16 protein-coding genes are annotated in these 20,866 nt (G+C 63.6%); 12 read left to right on the top strand and 4 right to left on the bottom strand.

Annotated features, from left to right (window positions below):
- Positions 1–93 precede the first annotated feature (93 nt).
- From lon to OXH56_10265, 4 genes are all read left to right on the top strand, one after another.
- The gene (gene lon / locus OXH56_10250) at positions 94–2,571 is read left to right on the top strand and encodes an endopeptidase La (protein ID MCY3555689.1); all 2,478 of its coding nucleotides are present in this window, start codon (positions 94–96) and stop codon (positions 2,569–2,571) included.
- A gap of 89 nt (positions 2,572–2,660) precedes the next feature.
- On the top strand, positions 2,661–4,145 hold the full coding sequence (locus OXH56_10255) for a DegQ family serine endoprotease (protein MCY3555690.1): 1,485 nt from the start codon (positions 2,661–2,663) through the stop codon (positions 4,143–4,145).
- A gap of 201 nt (positions 4,146–4,346) precedes the next feature.
- On the top strand, positions 4,347–6,092 hold the full coding sequence (gpmI, locus tag OXH56_10260; protein MCY3555691.1) for a 2,3-bisphosphoglycerate-independent phosphoglycerate mutase: 1,746 nt from the start codon (positions 4,347–4,349) through the stop codon (positions 6,090–6,092).
- Entirely contained in the window at positions 6,089–7,054 is a 966-nt protein-coding gene (locus tag OXH56_10265; protein ID MCY3555692.1) for an ROK family protein, read from the top strand. Before gpmI ends, OXH56_10265 begins: the two co-directional genes overlap by 4 nt.
- Positions 7,055–7,104: 50 nt before the next feature.
- On the opposite strand, the gene OXH56_10270 is transcribed toward OXH56_10265, so the two are convergent.
- A complete protein-coding gene (locus tag OXH56_10270) occupies positions 7,105–7,581 on the bottom strand; it encodes a MarR family transcriptional regulator (protein MCY3555693.1) in 477 nt (158 codons plus the stop codon).
- Positions 7,582–8,183: 602 nt separating this feature from the next.
- On the opposite strand from OXH56_10270, the gene OXH56_10275 reads away from it, so the two are divergent.
- Entirely contained in the window at positions 8,184–8,369 is a 186-nt protein-coding gene (locus tag OXH56_10275) for a hypothetical protein (GenBank protein ID MCY3555694.1), read from the top strand.
- A gap of 87 nt (positions 8,370–8,456) precedes the next feature.
- Here OXH56_10275 and OXH56_10280 read toward each other — a convergent pair whose 3' ends face one another.
- Positions 8,457–8,963 (bottom strand): MarR family transcriptional regulator, encoded by a 507-nt coding sequence (locus OXH56_10280; protein MCY3555695.1) that lies wholly within the window; start codon positions 8,961–8,963, stop codon positions 8,457–8,459.
- Positions 8,964–9,325: 362 nt separating this feature from the next.
- Here OXH56_10280 and OXH56_10285 point away from each other — a divergent pair, with 362 nt between their 5' ends.
- The 6 genes from OXH56_10285 to OXH56_10310 all read left to right on the top strand — a co-directional run bounded on the left by OXH56_10285 (position 9,326) and on the right by OXH56_10310 (position 16,855).
- A complete protein-coding gene (locus tag OXH56_10285; GenBank protein ID MCY3555696.1) occupies positions 9,326–9,733 on the top strand; it encodes a type II toxin-antitoxin system VapC family toxin in 408 nt (135 codons plus the stop codon).
- A gap of 7 nt (positions 9,734–9,740) precedes the next feature.
- Positions 9,741–9,980, top strand: a complete 240-nt coding sequence (locus tag OXH56_10290; GenBank protein MCY3555697.1) for a type II toxin-antitoxin system Phd/YefM family antitoxin — start codon at positions 9,741–9,743, stop codon at positions 9,978–9,980.
- 132 nt (positions 9,981–10,112) lie between these two features.
- A complete protein-coding gene (locus OXH56_10295; protein MCY3555698.1) occupies positions 10,113–10,568 on the top strand; it encodes a hypothetical protein in 456 nt (151 codons plus the stop codon).
- Positions 10,569–10,787: 219 nt separating this feature from the next.
- Positions 10,788–12,068, top strand: coding sequence for a TolC family protein (locus OXH56_10300; GenBank protein MCY3555699.1), 1,281 nt, complete (start codon positions 10,788–10,790; stop codon positions 12,066–12,068).
- A 16-nt stretch (positions 12,069–12,084) separates the two neighbouring features.
- Positions 12,085–13,650 (top strand): efflux RND transporter periplasmic adaptor subunit, encoded by a 1,566-nt coding sequence (locus OXH56_10305; GenBank protein ID MCY3555700.1) that lies wholly within the window; start codon positions 12,085–12,087, stop codon positions 13,648–13,650.
- A 100-nt stretch (positions 13,651–13,750) separates the two neighbouring features.
- Positions 13,751–16,855 (top strand): efflux RND transporter permease subunit, encoded by a 3,105-nt coding sequence (locus tag OXH56_10310; protein ID MCY3555701.1) that lies wholly within the window; start codon positions 13,751–13,753, stop codon positions 16,853–16,855.
- Between the two features lie 11 nt (positions 16,856–16,866).
- Here the strand turns inward: OXH56_10310 and OXH56_10315 are convergent, their stop codons facing one another.
- Complete coding sequence (locus OXH56_10315) at positions 16,867–17,286, bottom strand: NUDIX domain-containing protein (GenBank protein ID MCY3555702.1); 420 nt, start codon at positions 17,284–17,286, stop codon at positions 16,867–16,869.
- Positions 17,287–17,288: 2 nt separating this feature from the next.
- A complete protein-coding gene (mutS, locus tag OXH56_10320) occupies positions 17,289–20,051 on the bottom strand; it encodes a DNA mismatch repair protein MutS (GenBank protein ID MCY3555703.1) in 2,763 nt (920 codons plus the stop codon).
- A gap of 217 nt (positions 20,052–20,268) precedes the next feature.
- On the opposite strand from mutS, the gene OXH56_10325 reads away from it, so the two are divergent.
- Entirely contained in the window at positions 20,269–20,859 is a 591-nt protein-coding gene (locus OXH56_10325) for an NAD(P)H-dependent oxidoreductase (protein MCY3555704.1), read from the top strand.
- Positions 20,860–20,866: the final 7 nt, after the last annotated feature.

Raw genomic sequence — 20,866 nt, forward strand, 5'->3', positions numbered from 1 at the left:
CACAGGGTGGTACGTGCAACCGGCCGACCGTCTCCCGAGCGGCCGGTCGTCTCTCGAGGACGCAAAGCAAGGCGGAGAAAGCGAGGCACAAGCATGGTCGAGGTCAAGGCACTCCAGGAAATCCAGACGAACCTTCAGGAAGATTCGGTAATCGAGTCCATCGCCGTGCTGCCCGTGCGCAACCTGGTCGTGTATCCCCACATGGCCGCCGCGCTGGTGGCCGACCGGCCGGGTTCCGTCAAGGCGCTGGACGAGGCGTTGCAGCAGGACAAGGTGGTCCTGATTCTGGCGCAGCGGGACCCCGAGACCGACCGGCCTACGCCGGACGATCTCTACGAATACGGAACGCTGGTTCGTATCTACAAGATGATGAAGCTGCCGGAAGACAGTCTCCACGCCGTCGTCCACGGCGTGTCCCGCGCCCGGGTGCTGGAAGTGCTCGAAACCGAGCCCGTCATGCGTGCCCGGGTGGAGCTCCAGGCTGAGCGGAAGAACGAGTCCATGGAAGGCAAGGCCCTGGCCCACAACCTGGCGGAACAGTTCCAAAGGCTGATCGAACTGGTCCCGACCATGTCCGAGGAGTTGCGGATTCCCCTGCTGAACCTGGAGGACCAGCCCTCCAAGATGGCCGATTTCGTCGCCTTCAACCTGAGGATCTCCCTCGAAGACCAGCAGGCCATGCTGGAATTGAGTGACGTCAAGGACCGGCTGAAGGCGTTGACGTTCCTGATCGCCCAGGAAGTCGAAGTGGCGGAGACGGGCAGCCGCATCCAGTCGCAGGTCGAGGACAAGATGGGCAAGGCCCAGCGCGAGTACTATCTCCGCGAGCAGATGAAGGCCATCCGGCGGGAACTCGGCGAAGACGGCGAAGACGGCGAAGGCCAGGGCGAGGACCTGTCCGGTCTGCGCGAGAAGATCGACGAAGCGGGCCTTCCGGATCTGGCCCGGGTGGAGGCCGAGCGCGAGCTCCAGCGCCTGGAACGCATCCCGTCCATCTCACCCGAGTATTCGACGCTGCGGACCTACCTCGAGTGGCTGTCGGAACTGCCCTGGTCGGTCTCGTCGGAGGATCAGCTGGACATCGAGCGCGCCCGGGAGATCCTGGACGAAGACCACTACGGCCTGGAGAAGATCAAGGACCGCATCCTCGAACACCTGGCCGTGCGCAGCCTGAAACCGGACCTGAAGGGTTCCATCCTGTGCTTCGTCGGACCACCGGGGGTAGGCAAGACCTCGCTGGGCAAATCCATCGCCCGCGCCCTGGGCCGCCAGTTCGTGCGCATTTCGCTGGGCGGCGTGCATGACGAGGCGGAGATCAGGGGACACCGCAGGACCTACATCGGCGCCCTGCCCGGCCGCATCATCCAGAGTATCCGCAAGGCGGGCACCAACAACCCGGTCTTCATGCTGGACGAGATCGACAAGCTCGGACGGGACTTCCGGGGAGATCCCTCCTCGGCGCTGCTCGAAGTGCTCGACCCGGAGCAGAACGACACCTTCACCGACCACTACATCGATCTGCCCTTCGACCTGTCCAATGTCATGTTCGTGACCACGGCCAACATGCTGGCCGGCATTCCGGAGCCGCTGCGCGACCGCATGGAGGTCATCGAACTCTCGGGATACACGGAAGAGGAGAAGATCGAGATCGCCCGGCGCTACCTCGTCCCACGGGAACTGGAAACGCACGGGCTGTCCACCGAGGACGTGGTCTTCGACGACCGGTCGGTCGGCCGGATCATCGCCGACTATACCAGGGAAGCGGGCCTGCGCAACCTGGAACGCAAGATCCGCACGGTGGCCCGCAAGTCGGCCCGTTCGGTCGCCGAAGGGCAGGCGCCCCCCTTCCCAGTCTCGGAAGACGATCTGCACCGGTACCTCGGACCGCCGGAGTACTTCTCGGAAACCGCGGAACGCACCGGCGAACCCGGTGTGGCCATCGGCCTGGCGTGGACCCCCGCCGGTGGCGAGATCATGTTCGTGGAAGCCAGCAAGATGTCCGGCGGCAAGGGACTGACGCTCACGGGCCAACTGGGCGACGTGATGAAGGAATCCGCCCGGGCCGCGCTCACGTACGTGCGGTCGCATGCCGCGGACTGGCAGATCGACCCGGCGTTCTTCGGCGCGCACGACATCCACATCCATCTGCCCGTGGGCGCCATTCCCAAGGACGGACCCTCCGCCGGCGTAGCGCTCGTGACAGTGCTCACCTCCCTGTTCACGGGCCGGCCCGTGAGGAACGACCTGGCCATGACCGGCGAGGTCACCCTCCGCGGCAAGGTCATGCCCGTGGGCGGCATCAAGGAGAAGGTCCTCGGGGCGATGCGGGCCGGCATCACCACCATCATCCTGCCCCGCCGGAACGAGAAAGACCTGGCCGACGTGCCCGCGGCCGTCAAGGAGAAGCTCGGATTCTGCCTGGTCGACCACATCGACCAGGTCCTGGAACTGGCGCTCATGGACGGACGGGTCGAAGACGAACCCGTCGACGCGCCGGAAAGCGACGAGGCGTGGGCGGAGAGCCTGGAAGGCGGCGTGGCGGTTGCGCCTCGCGACGCGAATCTGAACTGAGGTAAACGATTGACGCCGGGTCGCGCGCCCGGTATTATGCATAGTTGGATCAAGTTGGTTCCAGCCCAATAAAGAAGGGGAGATCGAGTATGAAGGAGAAAAGGAAGTTCGGGGGCCTGGCCGCCGCGGCGCTGCTCGTCACGGGCATGGTGCTCGGAGCACTGTTCATTTCCAACTGGGACGCATCCGTCGCCGAACGGGATGAATACAGATCGATCACGCCGGTCGTGGCCGCGGACCAACGATCACTTGAGGATTTCAGTGAGACCTTTGCCACCATAGCCGAGAGAGTGAAGCCCGCTGTGGTTCTCATAAAAAGCGAACGAGTGGTCAGACAGACGCAGCAGCGGTTCTGGCGACCCTTCGAGGAATTTTTTGGCGGCAGGCAACCGCCGGATGTCCAACCCCGTCCTTTCCGGGGTGTGGGTTCCGGGGTCATCGTATCGGAGGACGGCTACATTCTGACGAACAATCACGTGGTGGAAGACGCCGACGAGTTGGAGGTCCAGCTGTCGGACGAGCGCGTGGCGAAGGCCGAAATCATCGGGTTGGATCCCAGGACGGACCTGGCCGTCATCAAAGTCGATTTCGATGATCTTCCCGTGCTGCCCTTCGGCGATTCCGACAAGCTGCGCGTGGGCGAATGGGTCATGGCCGTAGGCAATCCCTTCGGGCTGAACCACACCGTCACGGCGGGCATCGTCAGCGCCAAGGGCAGGGGCGGGGTGCTGGCCCAGAACTCCTATGAGAATTTCATCCAGACGGACGCGGCCATCAACCCCGGGAACAGCGGAGGCGCCCTGGTCGACCTGGAAGGAAACCTCATGGGCATCAACACGGCCATATCGACCCGGACCGGCGGATACCAGGGTGTTGGGTTCGCGGTTCCGGCGAACATGGCTCGGAATATCATGACCCGGCTGGTCGAAGACGGACGTGTTACGCGCGGTTACCTGGGTGTTATGATCAGTAATCTCGATGAGGTCGTAGCGGAGTCCATGGGGCTTGAAAACTCGGACGGGGTGCTCATCGAAGGGATCACGGACGACGGTCCGGCGAGAGATTCCGACCTCCAGCAGGAGGACGTGGTCGTTGCCCTGAACGGAAATGAAGTGGAGGATACGGACGACCTGCGCAACCGGATCGCGGATTTAGCGCCGGGTACGGTAGTGGAACTCAATGTGATCCGGGACGGCGAACCCGTAACGGTCGCGATCGCACTGGGCGAATTGCCGGACGGAGATCCCACGCGTACCGCGTCGAGAGAGGAACCGAAGGAAAGAAGTCCCGCGAGCAACCTTGGTATCGATGTCATGGATATTACCCGTGAATGGAGCCGTTTCTACGAATCGGGTTCGGGCGTGGTAATCGCACAGGTGCGTTCAGGCAGCGTGGCCGAGGACCGGGGACTCCAGCGGGGCGATCTGATCCGCGAGGTGAACGGCGATCCGGTGTCCAGCGTCCAGGAATTCCTCGGAATCGTCCGGCAATTCGATGCCGGACAGGCCATCCGCTTCAGGATTCAGCGCGGCAACGCGCAATTTCTGGTGGGACTTCGGATTCCCGAAGAGTAAACTGTAGTATGAACGCGAGACGCTGAAGCCGCGTCCGGCACACCGCCGCGCGCCCGGCACACCGCCGCGCGTCCGGCATCCAGGAACATCGTTTAACTCATCAGAAAACGCGGAGCGCCTTCCGCGTTTTCTTCATAATGGGCCTTTTGGCCGACGGGTATCGGGCACCCGAATCCATAAGGCCGGTGTACGTACTTCCAGATGAATGCTCCCGTCGCACTGATCATCCTGGACGGCTGGGGCATCGCCCCCCGCGGCGATGCCAATGCCGTTCTGCTGGCGAATACACCGAACTTCGACAGGCTGTGGCAGCATTATCCCCATACCATGCTGAGCGCATCGGGCGAGGACGTCGGTCTTCCGCCCGGGATCATGGGCAATTCGGAAGTCGGCCACCTCAATCTGGGCGCCGGGCGGGTGGTCCGCCAGGAAGTCAGCCGGATCAACGAGGCCATCGACAACGGCTCATTCTACGAGAACGCCGCGCTCGTCGAAATCCTGGAACGGCTTAGGGGAACGGGTGGCCGGCTGCATCTGATGGGACTCACGTCGGACGGACTGGTCCACAGTGCCGAGAAGCATTACCTGGCGCTACTCGAAACAGCCCATCGCCGGGGCTTGGCCGGCGATCGCGTCCTGGTGCACGCCATCCTGGACGGCCGGGATACGGCACCCCGGAGTGCGCCGGCCTATCTCGATACACTGCAGAAGGCCACCGAGCGACTCGGCGTGGGCCGCATCGCCACCGTGACCGGAAGGTACTACGCCATGGACCGGGATAACCGGTGGGAGCGGGTGCGCAGGGCCTATGAGCTCTTTACCGCAGGAAAGGGGTACCAGGCCGGCACCGCGGCGGAAGCCATTCAAGCGGCGTACGACCGGGGTGAAACAGACGAGTTCGTATCGCCCACTGTGATCGCGCCGGCGCCGGACGGGCCCGCCAACTCGGCGCCGGACGGGCCCGCCAGGACGACGACAGCTGACCGTACCAGCGCAGGATCGACCAGTCCCGCCGGTGCAACGACAGCTAGCCCTACCAGCGCAACGCCGGCCGGTCCCGCCACGGCGATTTCGGACGGCGATGCGGTAATCGTCTTCAATTTCCGGGCGGACCGGGGACGCCAGATCGTCCGGGCCTTCATCGAACGGGATTTCGACGGATTCGACCGCGGGGCGGTACCGGACATACGCATCGCCACCATGACGCCCTACGATGCGCGTTTCGATGTACCCTGCGCCTTTCGTCCCCCGGAACGCATGCGCGAAATCCTGGGAGAAACGATCAGCCTGGCCGGCAGGCGTCAGCTGCGCGTGGCGGAAACGGAAAAGTATCCTCACGTCACCTATTTCTTCAATGGCGGCGATGAGCGGCCCTTCGATGGCGAAGACCGGATCCTGGTCCCCTCGCCGCGGGACGTGGCCACCTACGACGAGAAGCCCGAAATGAGCGCACCCGAGGTCGCGGCTCGGGTGGCCGATGCCCTGCGCGGAGGGAAGTACGATTTCGTGCTGGTGAATTTCGCCAATCCGGACATGGTGGGCCACACGGGTTCGCTTCCGGCGGCGGTCGCTGCCGTGGAGACGGCCGACCGGTGCCTGGGAGCGGTGATGGACGCGGTCCGGTCGGCCGGCGGCGGGGCGATCGTGACGGCGGACCACGGCAACGCGGAGATGATGGTGGATCCCGATACCGCCGCGCCCCACACGGCGCACACGACGAATCTCGTGCCGCTCATCCTCGTGGATGATAAGCGGGAAGACGCACCCTTGCGCACCGGCGGGCGGCTGGCGGACGTGGCGCCGACCGTGCTGTCCATGATGGGCATTCCCCGTCCGGAATCCATGACGGGCGCGGACCTTGCGGTGCTGGACGATCCGGTCGAACCTGTCGATCACGCCAATCCAGATGATCGAGCCAATCCGACCGGAAGCTCGGAGCTGGTATGAAGCGAGACCTGGTCATAGGCGTCGACCTGGGCGGGACCAACGTCAACAGCGCCGTCGTGGATGACGGCGGCCGCATTACCCACCGGGCCTGGCAGTCCATATTGGGCAGCCGGACCGCCGGGGAGGTGATCGACCGTTTGGTGGCCTGCGTCGAGACGACCATGGATTCCTGCGGACGGGACCGCGTGGCGGGCGTGGGCGTGGGTACGCCGGGATTGATCCCCGAGGGTTCAGGCACCGTGGTCTACGCGCCGAACGTGCCGGAATGGGTGGATCTCCCGCTCCAGTCGCTGCTCCGGGAACGCCTGGGGCTTCCGGTGGCGATCGAGAACGACGCCAACGCGGCGGCCATCGGGGAGCACTGGGTGGGAGGTGCCGCCGGTTACGCCAATATCGTATGCATCACCCTCGGGACGGGCGTCGGCGGCGCGATCATCATGAATCACGAAGTCTGGCGCGGTTCCAACGGCGCGGGCGGCGAGATCGGCCATATGACCGTGGTGGAGAACGGCAGACTGTGCGGCTGCGGTGCGCTGGGGTGCCTGGAAGCCTATGCCTCGGCGACGGCCATCGCCGAACAGGCGCGGGAACTGTTGCGGGATGGGTGTACGAGCTTATTGAAAGAACTGGCCGGCGGCGATCCCGGCCGCATCGACGCCGCGATGATCGCCGAGGCGGCCAATCGCGGCGACGAGACGGCGCGCAAGGTGATGCACCGGTCCGCCACGCTCCTGGGCACGGCCGTCTCCAGTCTCACCAACCTACTGAATCCTGAAATGATCGTCATAGGCGGGGGCGTCATCAAGGCGGGCGATCTGATCTTCGGCCCCGTCCGCGCGGAGGTGGCGCGGCGCGCCTACAAGTGGTCCGCCAGCATCCTCGAAATTGTGCCTGCCAAACTCGGCGACGACGCCGGCATCATCGGTGCCGCGCGGCACTTCATGCTGACCCGTACCACGTAACTTCAGTAATTTAATCGGTTGTTCGTGTGAGGCAAAAAGGCAGGCTGGGACTACTCGTTGGCCCTGGACGAAACGCCGGACTGAACGATCTCCTTATGGGTCCGCAAGATCAGTTCCAGTGCGTTGACCACGGATTCCAATTGCTCCTGGTCCCACTTTCCGGCAACCCTCAGTGCCGCCTCCCGGGCGACACGCCAGAATCGCTCCGTGGCTTTCTGTCCCTCTTCCGTCAGTTCGCAGATGACCACTCTTCGGTCTTCTGGATCCTTGGTCCGAACCACCAGGCTTTTTTTCTCCAGGCGGTCTACGATCGATGTCGTGGCAGCCAGCGTGTTCTTCAGGTAGTAGGAGATCATCCCCATCCGCATGGAGCCCATCTGCTTCAGCATGACCAGGGTATTGAACTGGGAAATCGAGAGGTCCATTCCCTGCCATTCATGCAAACGGCCGCTGTACATGATCCGGTTGATTTCTTCCACGGAATTCAGGTAGCGGTCTGAGATATCCTGTCGGCGTTCGTTGTTCAAATCGGTCACCTGGGGTAAATCGAGCGGTTAGAAAAGCAACTTTTCTGCGGGATCGAATGGTTCCGTTTCTCAATCAACAATCCCGGGAACGGTCGATCCATCCGGGAAGGCAACTGAGGTAATTCCTTCGTGTCTCTCGGGTCGTTCCAGCGCCAGGTTCAGCCGAATGCTCCGGGGCGGAGAATGTCCCGAGAAAAATCACACATTTCAACAAAACTTATAAGAAACTATCCAGCAAATTAACATTTGTCAAATCAAACTTTACTTCTGCTAAGTTATTCTCCAGGTCCTTTGGTGTGCGCTGCCTGGCTTGTGCCGCCACGGTCCGGCGTCGGAGCGATTCGCCGGGATTCTGCACGCCAAGCTGAATCCGTCCGTATGTGAAGGGTCCGATTCAGGGAGCGGTAAGATTCGGACCGAAGGGCAAACGACGGCGGATGGCGGCGACGATCACCTTGAAGAGATCAAGGCCTGTAGATTGAGGGGGTGTTAGTGTGGCGGCGATTGCCTTGGGGGAGCATGAATTCGGCGACCGCGGGCGAGTGGCAGGCACCGATCACCGGAATAGAACGTATGCGTTGATTACGGGACGGAGAAGTACGGTGCCCTGGCGGGGTTGGCGTCCCGGGCGGGACTGGCACGCTGGTGTGGGACTGGCACGCTGGTGTGGGACCGGCACGCTGGTGTGGGACTGGAACACCGGCTCGGTCGAGCAACCGGGACGAGAGGTTGGCGTCCCGGCGTTGATGGTCGTCCCGACCCGCCTGGGTAATCGGGTGCGGGGTTAGCGAACTGGCGCAGACTATCGCCACGGCACGGTCGGGCAGGACCGCCTTAATCCGGCCAGCGGGACGTTTCCCGCTGGTCCGGCTTTATTACATCTTGTTGAACAGCCTCTCTTTGTTTGGCTCCGAAACGATGCCGAAAGACCTTTCCTCGTCTGTGCTCCATAATGATTCCAGCGACTCGACCACGGACTCGAATTGCTTGAAGTCCCACTTTTCGGCCACTTTTTTCGCGCGAATCCTCGTGTGATTTATGATCCGCTGCGTAGCCTTCCTGCCGTCATCGGTAAATTCGCAGATCACCACCCTGCGATCGCTCGGGTCCGAACTTCGCTGCAGGTAACCCTTGCCAACCAGGTGATCTACGATGATGGACATATGCGGCAGCTTGCTGCCCAGGTAGTTTGCCAGGGCACCCATCCTGGTGGGTCCGCGGTGGTACAACATCAGCAGTGTATTTGCCTGGTGCGCATTCAATCCGAGTTTCTTCAGCTCGCCAATACGGTCGTTGTGCATCAGTCGACTCAGATGTTGTATCGCACAGACAAACCGGTCCGTCAACTCTCCTCTGACACCTTCTCCCATTGCACCGTTCATGAGCGCCTTCCCCGAAATACGTGATTAAAGTGCTGTATATACGGCCGGTGGTCCAATGTCTATAAGGTGACGATGACTCAGGCTCTGGAAGTGCGTCGGTCCAAAACCGCCCATTCTACCCGAGTATAACGGAAAAAGTGTGACCGGTGTGTGAACAATTGGCGTTGAAAAAGGATAATTGTGCGAATATTTCGGGTAATGGCCGCCCATCATCCTCTTCGAACGGTATCCTGCATCGTCGAGGGCGGGTTTCGCGCAACGATCCTTGCCGGCATCTCCCCAAAGCCCGGGAATACGGATCCTTCGCGTTTTACTTGACACAGTAATGTACAATTGTACAATACCAGAAAGGAGGTTACTGCATGAATATAGTCATCGATACATCGGCGATTATCGCATCCGTCATGCGGGGTCCCGAACGGGATGCCCTTGCCGAAGCGGCTTCGGGCCATGTCCTCATCGCGCCGGGATTCGTCCGGTGGGAAGTCTGCCAGGCCTTGTCCGTCATGATTCGGCAGAAAGGTATAGACGTCGTGGAAGCGCGAAGAGGGATGGAGATCCTGGATAACATCCCCTTGCGTTACGTGGACGTGGACATGGCCCAGGTGCTTTCGATCGCGTCTCGAATGAAGGGAGTGGCGGCCGACGCGTTTTTACTGGAGACCGCCATCAGGTACAACGCGCCGCTGTTGACCCTGGACCGGTCGTTGGGCCGCGCCGCGGAGTCACTCGGCATTGACGTGGTGCGTTTGGAAGATGAGGGGGGCTGACTACGCCATGGATGTATATACTTATTCCGAAGCGAGGCAACATCTGTCGAGTTTGCTCGACGAAGCGGAATCGACCGGCAAGGTCATCATTCGCAGGAAAGATGGCAGGAGATACGCCGTCGTCCCCGAGCTGTCTCCCGTATCGCCGCTGGATATACCGACGGTCGAGACGAGCATCACGGTCAAGGAGGTGGTCAAGCTCGTCAGGCGCCAGCGCGTCAGAGGTAAAAAGCGGGGTTCCGAGTGAGAAAAGCAAGTCTCGGCGGAAACCGGGCCGGCCCCGCGCGGGGCCCGATGTGCTGGTTTTCGTTTGCGATTTCACCGGGATGTGCGTAGATTCCACTTATCGATCGTCGTAGATTCCCGGGAGTCTCCGTTCATGATCAGGTTGTTCAGACTGACCAGGCAATTAACTGTCCTCACGCTTGCCCTCTCGCTGTCGTCGCCGTCCCTGGCGGCCACGGCTGCGGTCGGCGCGTGCATCACGGCGAAGTCCCCGGCGTCCGAAGCGACTCCGTCCGGCGGTGCCCACGCTTGTTGCGCGACGGCCCCTAAACCGGAATCCTGCGCGACAACCCATACCCCGGAAACATGCACCGCGGGAATGCTGGCCATGTCCTGCTGCGGCATTGAGCCGGCGCCTTACCGGCAAGCAGAGACCGGCGCGCTGCCCTTGTCCGCTTCCGTTCAACCGGATCAACTGGACCTGACCACACCGCTGCGGGGATTTCACGTGGATGAGCCGGTGGTCCATGTCACACGTCGGTCTTCTGACATCGAAGCCAGCCGGTCTCCGCCCCCTTTGCGCGCACTCTTCTGCACCTACCTCATTTAATACCCCTTACTCCTTAAAGTACCAACAGGCCGTGAACGTATTCCGCGACGCGTAACCGTGTTGTTTCGGCGCGTCCCGTCGCAATGCAGCTTGTCCGGTCCGGAATTCGACGCGTCCGGTCCGCAATGCGGCACGGTACCCCGTCGGGACCGCCTTTTCCGCTCGCACGGCCGTGATCAATGGCAACCATTCATTTGTATCTAATTGAGGAAGAAGCCCATGTCCGTATTTCAACGATACGCGGGCGTTCTGATCGTGTTTCCAGCTCTGTCTTTCGCACTGACGTTTGCCGTTCAACCGGCCCGGGCGCAGATGCCCCGTCTCGATGCGCTGGTCGCCGAGGCCCTGGACCGCAGCGCGGCCCTTCAGGCGGCCCATCAGCGCCGGACCGCGGCGGAGTACCGGCGGCCGCAGGTAGCATCCTACCCGGACCCGGCGCTTTCGTACACGCGGTGGCTGTCCTCGCCGGAAACACGCGTCGGACCTCAGCGGAACGTGCTGGCCTTCGGTCAGACGATCCCCTATCCGGGCAAACTGAGCCTGCGCGGTGATATGTCCGGGGAAGAGTCGGCGGTCGAAACGGCCGGTATCGAGTCCATTGCCCGCGATATCGCCTACGAAGTGAAGTCCGTCTACTACGATCTGTACCGGGTCGACGGGTCTCTGCAAATCCTCGAGGACTACCTGGTGCTGCTGGAGACCTTCACCGCTGCCGCGGAGGAAAAGTACGCCACCGGGAGCGGTTCACAGGCCGACGTGCTCAAGTCCCACGTGGAAGCATCGGAGATCCTGAAGCAGCGCATTTCGCTGGAAGGCGAGCGCAGCGCCCTCGCGGCCCGCCTCAACGGCGCGCTGAGCCGGCCGTTTGATTCGCCGGTCGATCCGGTGGCTGTCATTGACACCACGAGATACGCGCAGCCCGAGTCCATGGTCGTCGAACGGGCGCTGGCCGCCCGGCAGGAGCTGGATGCGGTCGACGCCCGGATCCGGCAATACGAACTGGGCGTCCGCCTCGCCCGCCTCGCCAACCGGCCGGACTTCATGGTGCAAGGTTCCTACATCACCGTGCCGAAGGTCGGAAGTAATCCGGCTTCTGACGCGGGGAAAGACGCATTCGGCGTCATGCTGAGTGTGAATCTGCCCGTGTTCAGGAGCCGCACCCGGGCCGAAGTGCAGGAAGCCATGGCGCGGGTGAAAGAAAGCCGGCATGCCAGGCAGCGCATCCGGGATGCCGTCGCGGCGGAAGTCGCGGGAGCCTACGGGCGGCTCAGCCATTCCGGGCGGGCCCTCGACGTCTATGAGCAGGGCCTGATCGTCCAGGCGGAAAGCAGCGTGCTGGCGACGCTGGCCGCCTACCAGACGGGGCAGATGGACTTTCTCGACTTGCTCGACGCGGAGCGCATGGTGCTGCGTACCCGGCTCGGGTACGTGGCGGAAACGGCAAACTACCGCATTTACCTCAGCCAGCTGGAACGGGCCGCCGGAGGAACGCTCCCGTAACCACAGGAGGACCATCATGGGATACAACAATCAATCAAGCCGGGGGGTGTCTCGGTTACTTATCTTTCTGTGGCTGGCCGCCGCGCTGGCCATTGCGCCGGCCCTGTTGCTCGCCGGATGCGGCGACCCGGAGTCGACGGGGTCATCCGATGGCAGTGAAACGGCGCAGGTCCAGCTCTGGACATGCGGGATGCACCCGAACGTGATCTCCGAAGAGCCCGGCCAGTGCCCGATCTGCGGGATGAACCTGACGCCGTTGAAGCGTACCGCCGAAGCGGACGAGTTGGCCGCGGGCGACCAGGCCGTGCACGGGCATCTGCACGAGGCCGGGGATGAAGGGGCCGCGCACGGGCATGTGCACGAGGCCGGGGATGAAGGGGCCGCGGACGGGCATGTGCACGAGGTCGGGGATGAGGAGGCCGCGCACGGACATGTGCACGAGGCCGGGGATGAAGGGGCCGCGCACACGGCACGCGAGACCGAAATGGAACACGAGCACGCGGATGGCGATATGTCCGTGGCGACCACGGACGAATCCGCGAGTGCATCCAGCGGCGCCGCCATCGTGATCGACCCGGTCACCATACAGAATATCGGCGTTCAGACCGCGACCGTACAGAAACGGCCGCTGACCCGGTCCATACGGACGGTCGGCCACCTGGACTACAACGAGGAGATGTTCTCCCGGATCAACGTAAAGTACGCCGGGTGGATCGAGAAACTGTACGTGAACGAGACCGGCCAGCAGGTCGCCAAGGGCGATCCGATGCTGGACATCTACTCGCCGGAACTCGTCGCGGCACAGGAAGAATACCTGCTGGCATTCCAGAACCTCAGAAACCTGGAAGGCAGCGCATTCGAGACCATCGCGAAAGGCGCGGAGTCGCTGCTGGACGCCTCGCGGCGGCGGTTGCTCTACTGGGACGTAACCGAAGCGCAGATCGGGGAGTTGGAAGCGCGCGGCGAAATCGCCCGTACGCTGACCATCTACGCGCCGTCTAACGGAATCGTGGTGGAACGCATGGCCGAACTGGGCATGCGGGTCACGCCCGGCATGGACATGTACCGCATGGCCGACCTGTCCACCATCTGGGCCTTCGCCCACGTCTACGACGCGGACACCCCATGGCTGAGTCCGGGGCTGGCGGCCGAAATGGAACTTCCCTACAATCCCGGCAAGGTCTATCGCGGCAGGATCGATTACATCTATCCCTACCTTGACCAGGCATCCAGGGATATAAAGATCCGGCTGGTGTTCCCCAACCGGAATCTTGAACTGAAACCCCAGATGTACGCCAATATACGGCTTTCCGCACGCGGAGATCGGCCCGTGCTCGTCATCCCGGGCAGTTCGGTCATCCGCAGCGGCGAGCGCGACGTGGTCTTCGTCGCCCTCGACGGCGGGCGTTTCGAGCCGCGCGAGGTGACCCTCGGCATGGAGGGGGAGGATGGCTACGTACAGGCCGCGAGCGGCGTCAGCGAGGGGGAGCAGGTCGTGACTTCGGCCCAGTTCCTCATCGATTCGGAAAGCCGGCTCCAGGAGGCGATTCAGAAGATGCTCGACCACCGGATGATGCACTGACCGGGTGGCCGGAGCGCCCGGATGATGCACCGACCGGGACGTCCGGAGCGCCCGGATTGTCCGGCTCGACAGGTCGGCCCGGAACTTAAAGGAATCCATCATGTTGCAACGCATAATCGAATACTCCGTCAGGAACCGGTTCCTGGTGATCCTGGTCACGTTGCTGCTGATCGCGGGCGGTACCGTGGCCCTGGTGGAGATCCCGCTCGACGCCATACCGGACCTCTCGGACGTGCAGGTGATCGTCCTGACCGAGTATCCCGGCCAGGCGCCCCAGGTGGTGGAGGACCAGGTGACCTACCCCCTGACCACGGCCATGCTCGCGGTGCCCTACGCGGAGACGGTCCGCGGCTACAGTTTCTTCGGGCTCAGTTTCGTGTACATCATTTTCGAGGACGGCACGGATATCTACTGGGCGCGCAGCCGCGTGCTGGAGTACCTGAGCTACGTGACCGACCGCCTGCCGCCGGGCGTAAACCCCAGTCTCGGACCCGACGCCACGGGCGTGGGCTGGGTCTACCAATACGTGCTCCGGAGCGACCGGCACAACCTGGCGGAACTGCGGAGCATCCAGGACTGGTTCCTCCGGTACGAACTCACCTCGGTCGACGGCGTGTCCGAGGTCGCCAGCATCGGCGGGTTCGTCAAGCAGTACCAGGTGGAGGTCGACCCCAACAAGCTGCTGATCTACGACATACCGCTCAACCGGATCAAGACGGCGATCCAGCGAAGCAACAACGACGTGGGCGGCCGGGTCGTGGAAATGGCGGAGACCGAGTACATGGTCCGCGGGCTGGGCTACATCGAGTCCGTGGAGGACCTGGAGAACGTGCCCCTGGGCGTCGACGGATTCGGGACGCCCGTCCTCCTTCACCAGGTCGCCCGGGTCACGACGGGACCGGAGCTGCGGCGGGGACTGGCGGAGTGGGACGGCGAAGGCGAGATCGTCGGCGGCATCATCGTCATGCGGTACGGCGAGAACGCCATGGAGGTCATCCGGAACGTCGAGGAGAAGCTGGAGTCGCTCAAGTCGGGCCTGCCGGAGGGCGTGGAGATCATTACGGCCTATGACCGGTCGAGCCTCATCGAACGGGCCATCGACAATCTGGGCGACAAGTTGCTGGTGGAAAGCCTCATCGTCGCCCTGGTCTGCATCATCTTCCTGATCCACTTCCGTTCGGCACTGGTGGTCATCCTCACCCTGCCGATCAGCGTGCTCGCCGCCTTCCTGGTCATGTCCTGGCAGGGGATCAACGCCAACATCATGTCCCTGGGCGGGATCGCCATCGCCATCGGCACGCTGGTGGACGCCGCCATCGTCATGATCGAGAACACCCACAAACACATGGAGCGGGACCGCGGGAAGAAGGACCATTGGCGGATCGTGCTCGACGCCACGAAGGAAGTAGGGCCGTCCCTCTTCTACTCGCTGCTGATCATCACGCTCTCCTTCGCGCCGATCTTCGCCCTGCAGGCCCAGGAGGGCCGGCTCTTCAAGCCGCTGGCCTTTACCAAGACGTACACCATGGCCGCGGCCGCCCTGCTGGCCATCACCTTCGTGCCGGTGGTGACGGGATACCTGGTACGGGGCCGCCTGCTGCCGGAGCGCAGGAACCCCTTGAGCCGGCTGCTCGTCTTCCTCTACCGGCCCGTGATCCGGGTGGCGATCCGCCTGCGGTGGCTGGCTCTCGCCGCAGCGGTGATTGTACTTTCCGCGACCTGGTATCCCCTGCAGCGTATTGGATCCGAGTTCATGCCGCCCCTCTACGAAGGCGACCTGCTCTACATGCCCACCACGGACCCGGGCATATCGATCACCAAGGCCCGCCAGCTCCTGCAGCAGACCGACAAGATCATCCGTTCCTTCCCGGAAGTGGACCGGGTCTTCGGAAAAGTGGGCAGGGCGGACACGGCGACCGATCCCGCGCCGCTGTCCATGATCGAGACCACCATCATGCTCAGGCCCGAGGAGGACTGGCGGCCGGGCATGACCCGCGAAGGACTCGTGGAAGCGCTCAACGACGCCATCCAGTTCCCGGGGCTGACCAACGCGTGGACCATGCCCATCCGCACGCGGATCGACATGCTGTCCACGGGGATCCGCACCCCGGTCGGCATCAAGATCATGGGGGACGACCTGGCCGTGCTGTCGGACCTGGCCCAGCAGGTCGCCGTCGAGCTGCAGGGACTGCCCGGCACGCTCAGCGCCTTCCCCGAGAAGACCCTGGGCGGCAACTACCTCGACTTCGAGATCGACCGCGTCGAGGCGGCGCGCTACGGGATGACCGTGGGCGACGTGCAGGACATCATCATGTCGGCGGTGGGTGGCGTGGACGTGACCTACACGGTTGAAGGTCTGGCGCGCTACCCGGTGAACATCCGCTACGCCCGGGAACTGCGCGACGAGGTGTCGGACTTGAGGCGCATCCTGATCCCCACGCCCTCGGGGGCGCAGATCCCCATCAGCCAGGTGGCCGATATCCGGATCCGAAAAGGACCGTCGGGGATCAAGTCGGAGAACGCCCGGCCCACGGCCTGGGTGTACGTGGACCTCCAGGATACGGACATCGGTGCCTACGTCGAATCCGCCCGTCGGCTCGTCGCGGAGCGGGTCTCGCTGCCCGTGGGTTACAGCATGGTCTGGAGCGGACAGTACGAGTACCTGGAACGGGCGCAGCGGCGCCTGCAGATCGTCGTGCCGGTCACCCTGGCCATCATTCTCCTGCTCCTCTATATGAACTTCCGCAACGTCGCGGACAGCCTGATCGTCATGCTGTCGCTGCCCTTCGCGCTGGTCGGGGGCGTATGGCTGATGTACCTGCTGGACTACGACTTCAGCATCGCGGTTGGGGTCGGCTTCATCGCCCTGGCCGGCGTGGCGGCGGAGACGGGGGTCGTCATGCTGCTCTATCTCAAGCAGGCGTACCAGGAACGGGTGAGCCGCAACACGCTGAACACGCGCCAGGACCTCTACGAGGTCGTCATGCACGGGGCGGTGGAACGGGTGCGACCCAAGATGATGACGGTGGCGGCCACCATCGCCGCCCTGATGCCCATCATGTGGGGCACGGGCACGGGATCGGAGGTCATGCAGCGCATCGCCGCGCCTATGGTGGGCGGCATGGTGACGTCCACGGTGCTTACCCTCGTGGTCATCCCGGTCATCTATTACATGGTCAGGTCATGGGGGTTAAGGAAGGCGTAGGGGAAAGGAACTCACCCCCGCCCGCGGACGTAGTCCTGGAACTCGAGGTGGCGCAGGTAGACCTCGATGCACCGCCGGCCGGTGACGCAGAGGTCCAGTTCGGCCAGCGCCCGCTCGGGGTCCATGTACCGGATGGCCTGCCCTTCGCCCAGCACCAGGTCGTCTATGGGGACGTCGATCGGTACGAGAAAGAGGTGGCGCACGTCGGCGCCGTCGAAGAAGGTCGCCAGGGGATAGTGTTCGTCCAGCCGGTAGCCGATCTCCTCCTCCACTTCCCGGACCAGGCCTTCTTCGGGACTCTCGCCCGCCTCCACGTGGCCCCCGATGAGGCTCCATAGGTTCGGGAAGATGATCCGGGGATCGTCGTCTCGCAAGTTGACGAGGATGTCGCCGTCGGGATTGACGAGCATGGCGGAAGAGATGATGGACATGGCTACGCACCGTCGGGATCGGAGTCGGCGGCCTTCTGCTGAAGCCGGTACAGGGCGTTCATGGCTTCGACCGGGGTCATCAGGTCAAGGTCAAGTTCCTTGATGTCCTCGACGACCGGATGGTCCGCCGGCAGGAACAGGCTGAGCTGGTATTCGGGGCTTTCCGCCGTCGGTTTTCCGTGACGCGCCGGACCCGGTCCACGCAGACGCCCGGAAGCGCCGCCCGATACGCCTGCTGCGCCGCCCGTCCCGTCCGCGCCGTCCACACCGTCCATACCACCCCCGCCGTCCCCAGCGGCGTACGCGCCGTCCACGCCATCCGGCGCAAGATCTTCGTCCTCCAGGTCGGCCAGGATGACCCGGGCCCGTTCGACCACGCTGCGCGGCAGTCCGGCCATGCGCGCCACCTGGATCCCGTAACTGCGGTCGCTCCCGCCGGGCATCACCTTCCGCAGGAACACGATCTGGTCGTCCTGTTCCCGGATGGCCACGTTGTAGTTGGCGATGCGGTCGAGGCTCGACGCCAGTTCGATCAGCTCGTGGTAGTGCGTGGCGAAGAGCGTCTTGGCCGCTCGTTCCGGCGTGTTGTGGAGGAATTCCGTAACCGCCCAGGCGATGCTCAGGCCGTCGAAGGTGCTCGTGCCCCGGCCGATCTCGTCGAGGAGGACGAGGCTCTGGGGTGTCGCATTGTTGAGGATGTTCGCGGTCTCGTTCATCTCGACGAGGAAGGTGCTTTCTCCCCGGGCCAGGTTGTCGGAGGCGCCCACGCGGGTGAAGATGCGGTCCACGATGCCGATCTTCGCGGAGCGCGCCGGGACGAAGGAACCGATCTGGGCCATGAGGACGATGAGGCCCACCTGGCGGAGGTAGGTGCTCTTGCCGGCCATGTTCGGCCCTGTGATCAGGGCGATCTGTTTCGTCCGGTTATCGAGTTGTGTATCGTTGGGCACGAAGGCCTCGCCCTGCAGCAGTTGTTCCACCACCGGGTGGCGGCCGTCGTCGATTCCCAGGACCGGACCGTCCACGATTTCCGGGGCCACGTAGTCGTTCTGCACGGCCAGTTCCGCCAGCGCGGTCAGGAAGTCCAGCTGCGCGATCGCCCGCGCGTTGCCCTGAATCTCGCCCAGGCTCGCGGCCACCTCCTCCCGCAGTTCAAGGAAGAGGGTGTATTCCAGTTCGCCGATCTTCTCCTCGGCGCCCAGGATCTTCTCCTCGTATTCTTTGAGCTCCGGCGTGATGAACCGCTCCGCGTTGCGCATGGTCTGCTTGCGGATGTACTCGCCTTCCAGACGGTGCAAGTTCGGTTTCGTGACCTCGATGTAGTAGCCGAAAACGCGGTTGTAGTCCACCTTGAGGGACTGGATCCCCGTGCGCTCGCGCTCCTTCTGCTGCAGTTCGGCGATCCAGCGCTTTCCGCCCGAACTGATCACGCGCAGGTCGTCGAGGTCCTCGTTGTATCCCGAGCGGATGAGCCCGCCGTCCGTCAGCGAGAGGGGCGGATCGTCCACCAGGGCCCGCTCGAGTTTCTCCGCCAGCGGCCTGAGCTCCTGCAGCCCGTCCCGGAGTCCGGCGGACAACCCGGCCTTCAGGCCCGCGAGCTTCTCCTTGATGACCGGGATGACGTGCAGGGCGGTCTTCAGCGCGATCAGGTCGCGGGCATTGGCGCGCTCCGACCCGACGCGGGCGGCCAGCCGTTCCATGTCCCCCATGGACTTGAGCAGGCCGGCGAATTCGTCCCGCGCCCCGTGTTCCCCGTGGAGTTCGCCCACCGCTTCCTGGCGGGCCAGGACGGCCTCTACGGAGACCAGCGGCCGGGTGATGGCCTGGCGCATGTAACGGGCGCCCATGGGCGTGTACGTCCGGTCCATCACGGAAAGGAGCGTCCCATCGCGGCCGCCGTCCCGCAGCGAGGTGATCAGCTCCAGGTTGCGCTGCGTCGCCGAATCCATGAGCATCGCGTCTGCGACGTCATGGCGCGCCATCGTCTTCAGGTGGGCCAGCCGGTTCTTCTGGGTCTCCCGCAGGTAGACCAGCATGCCGCCTGCCGCGCAGACGCCCGCGGTCATTTCATCGCATCCGAAGCCCTTGAGCGTCAGCACTTCGAAATGACCGAGCAGGGCCTGGTGCGCCTGGTCGAAGACGAAGGCCCACTCCTCGAGCCGGCTGATGGCGATGTCGGGGAAACGGGGCTTGAGGAGCGCCTCGGCCTGCTCCGCCCGGTCGTAGGACACGATCGCCTCGGCGGGGTCGAGGCGGCTCAACTCGCTGAGCAGGTCGTCTTCGCTGAGTTCCGCGGTCCGGAACTCGCCCGTGGACAGGTCGAGAAAGGCCAGGCCGCAGGCGTCTTCGTCGAAGGCGAGGGCGACCATGTAGTTGTTCTCGACGGGATCGAGGGTCTGCGCCAGCATGGTCGTCCCCGGCGTGACGACCTCCACCACATCCCGCTTGACCACGCCGCGGGCCTTCTTCGGGTCTTCGACCTGTTCGCAGACGGCCACCTTGTATCCCGATCCCACGAGTTCGGCGATGTACTTCTCCACCGCGTGGTAAGGCACGCCGGCCAGCGGCGTCTTCTCCGCGCCGCCGGTACCGGAATTGCGGGCGGTCAGCGTGATGCCCAGGACGCGGGAGACCAGCCTGGCGTCGTCGTCGAAGGTCTCGTAGAAATCCCCCATGCGGAAGAAGAGAATCGCATCCTTGTGCCGATCCTTCATCCTGGCGTATTGCGCCATGGCGGGGGTCAGCGTTCCTTTGGATCGGGGCATGGGCGGGATGGGGTTTTCTGGCTGGCGGTCGGCTTCCGTCCGGTGCATTTACAATGTTGAAACGATAGCCATGCCAGGCCCTTTCGTCAAGGTGTTTCTCCCTCGCGAAACCGGCTGGAAAGGCCTTGCGCGAAGGGGAGAAACGGCTGATCGGAACGGCGCCGCCGGGTGTTCAATCCGCCCTTGACTTCCGAGGCTTGAAACGCGACTATTCATTATGACCTATGTGCCCAGGATACTCGCGTTTGCAGGCAGTGCTCGAACCGGGTCTTTCAACCGGAAACTGGTCGATATCGCGGCGCGCGGCGCGGAGGAAGCCGGGGCCGAAGTCGACCTGGTCGACCTGCGCGACTATCCCATGCCGCTGTACGACGGCGACCTGGAAGAACGGGAAGGGCTACCGGAAAACGCGGTCCGCTTCAAAGCGCTGATGATGGCCAGCCAGGGTCTGCTGATCGCCGCGCCGGAATACAACAGCTCCATCACGCCCCTCCTCAAGAACACGATCGACTGGGCATCGAGGCCCGCACCGGGCGAGGAGAGGCTGGCGGTCTTCCGGAACAAGACGGCCGCGCTGATGAGCACTTCGCCAGGGTCGTTGGGCGGCCTGCGCGGACTCGTGCACGTTCGATCGATCCTGAGCAACATCCACGTGATGGTCCTGCCGGACCAGCTGGCGCTGCCGGGCGCGCACGGCGCGTTTACGGAAGACGGGCGATTGAAAGACGAAAGGCGCCAGGCAGCTGTGGAGGGACTGGGACGTAACCTGGCGGAGACGCTCGGGAGACTGCACGGGGCGGGAAGGTGAAATCACA

This window comes from Gemmatimonadota bacterium (genome assembly GCA_026702745.1).
In the GTDB taxonomy this organism is placed as follows: Bacteria; JAAXHH01; JAAXHH01; order JAAXHH01; family JAAXHH01; genus JAAXHH01.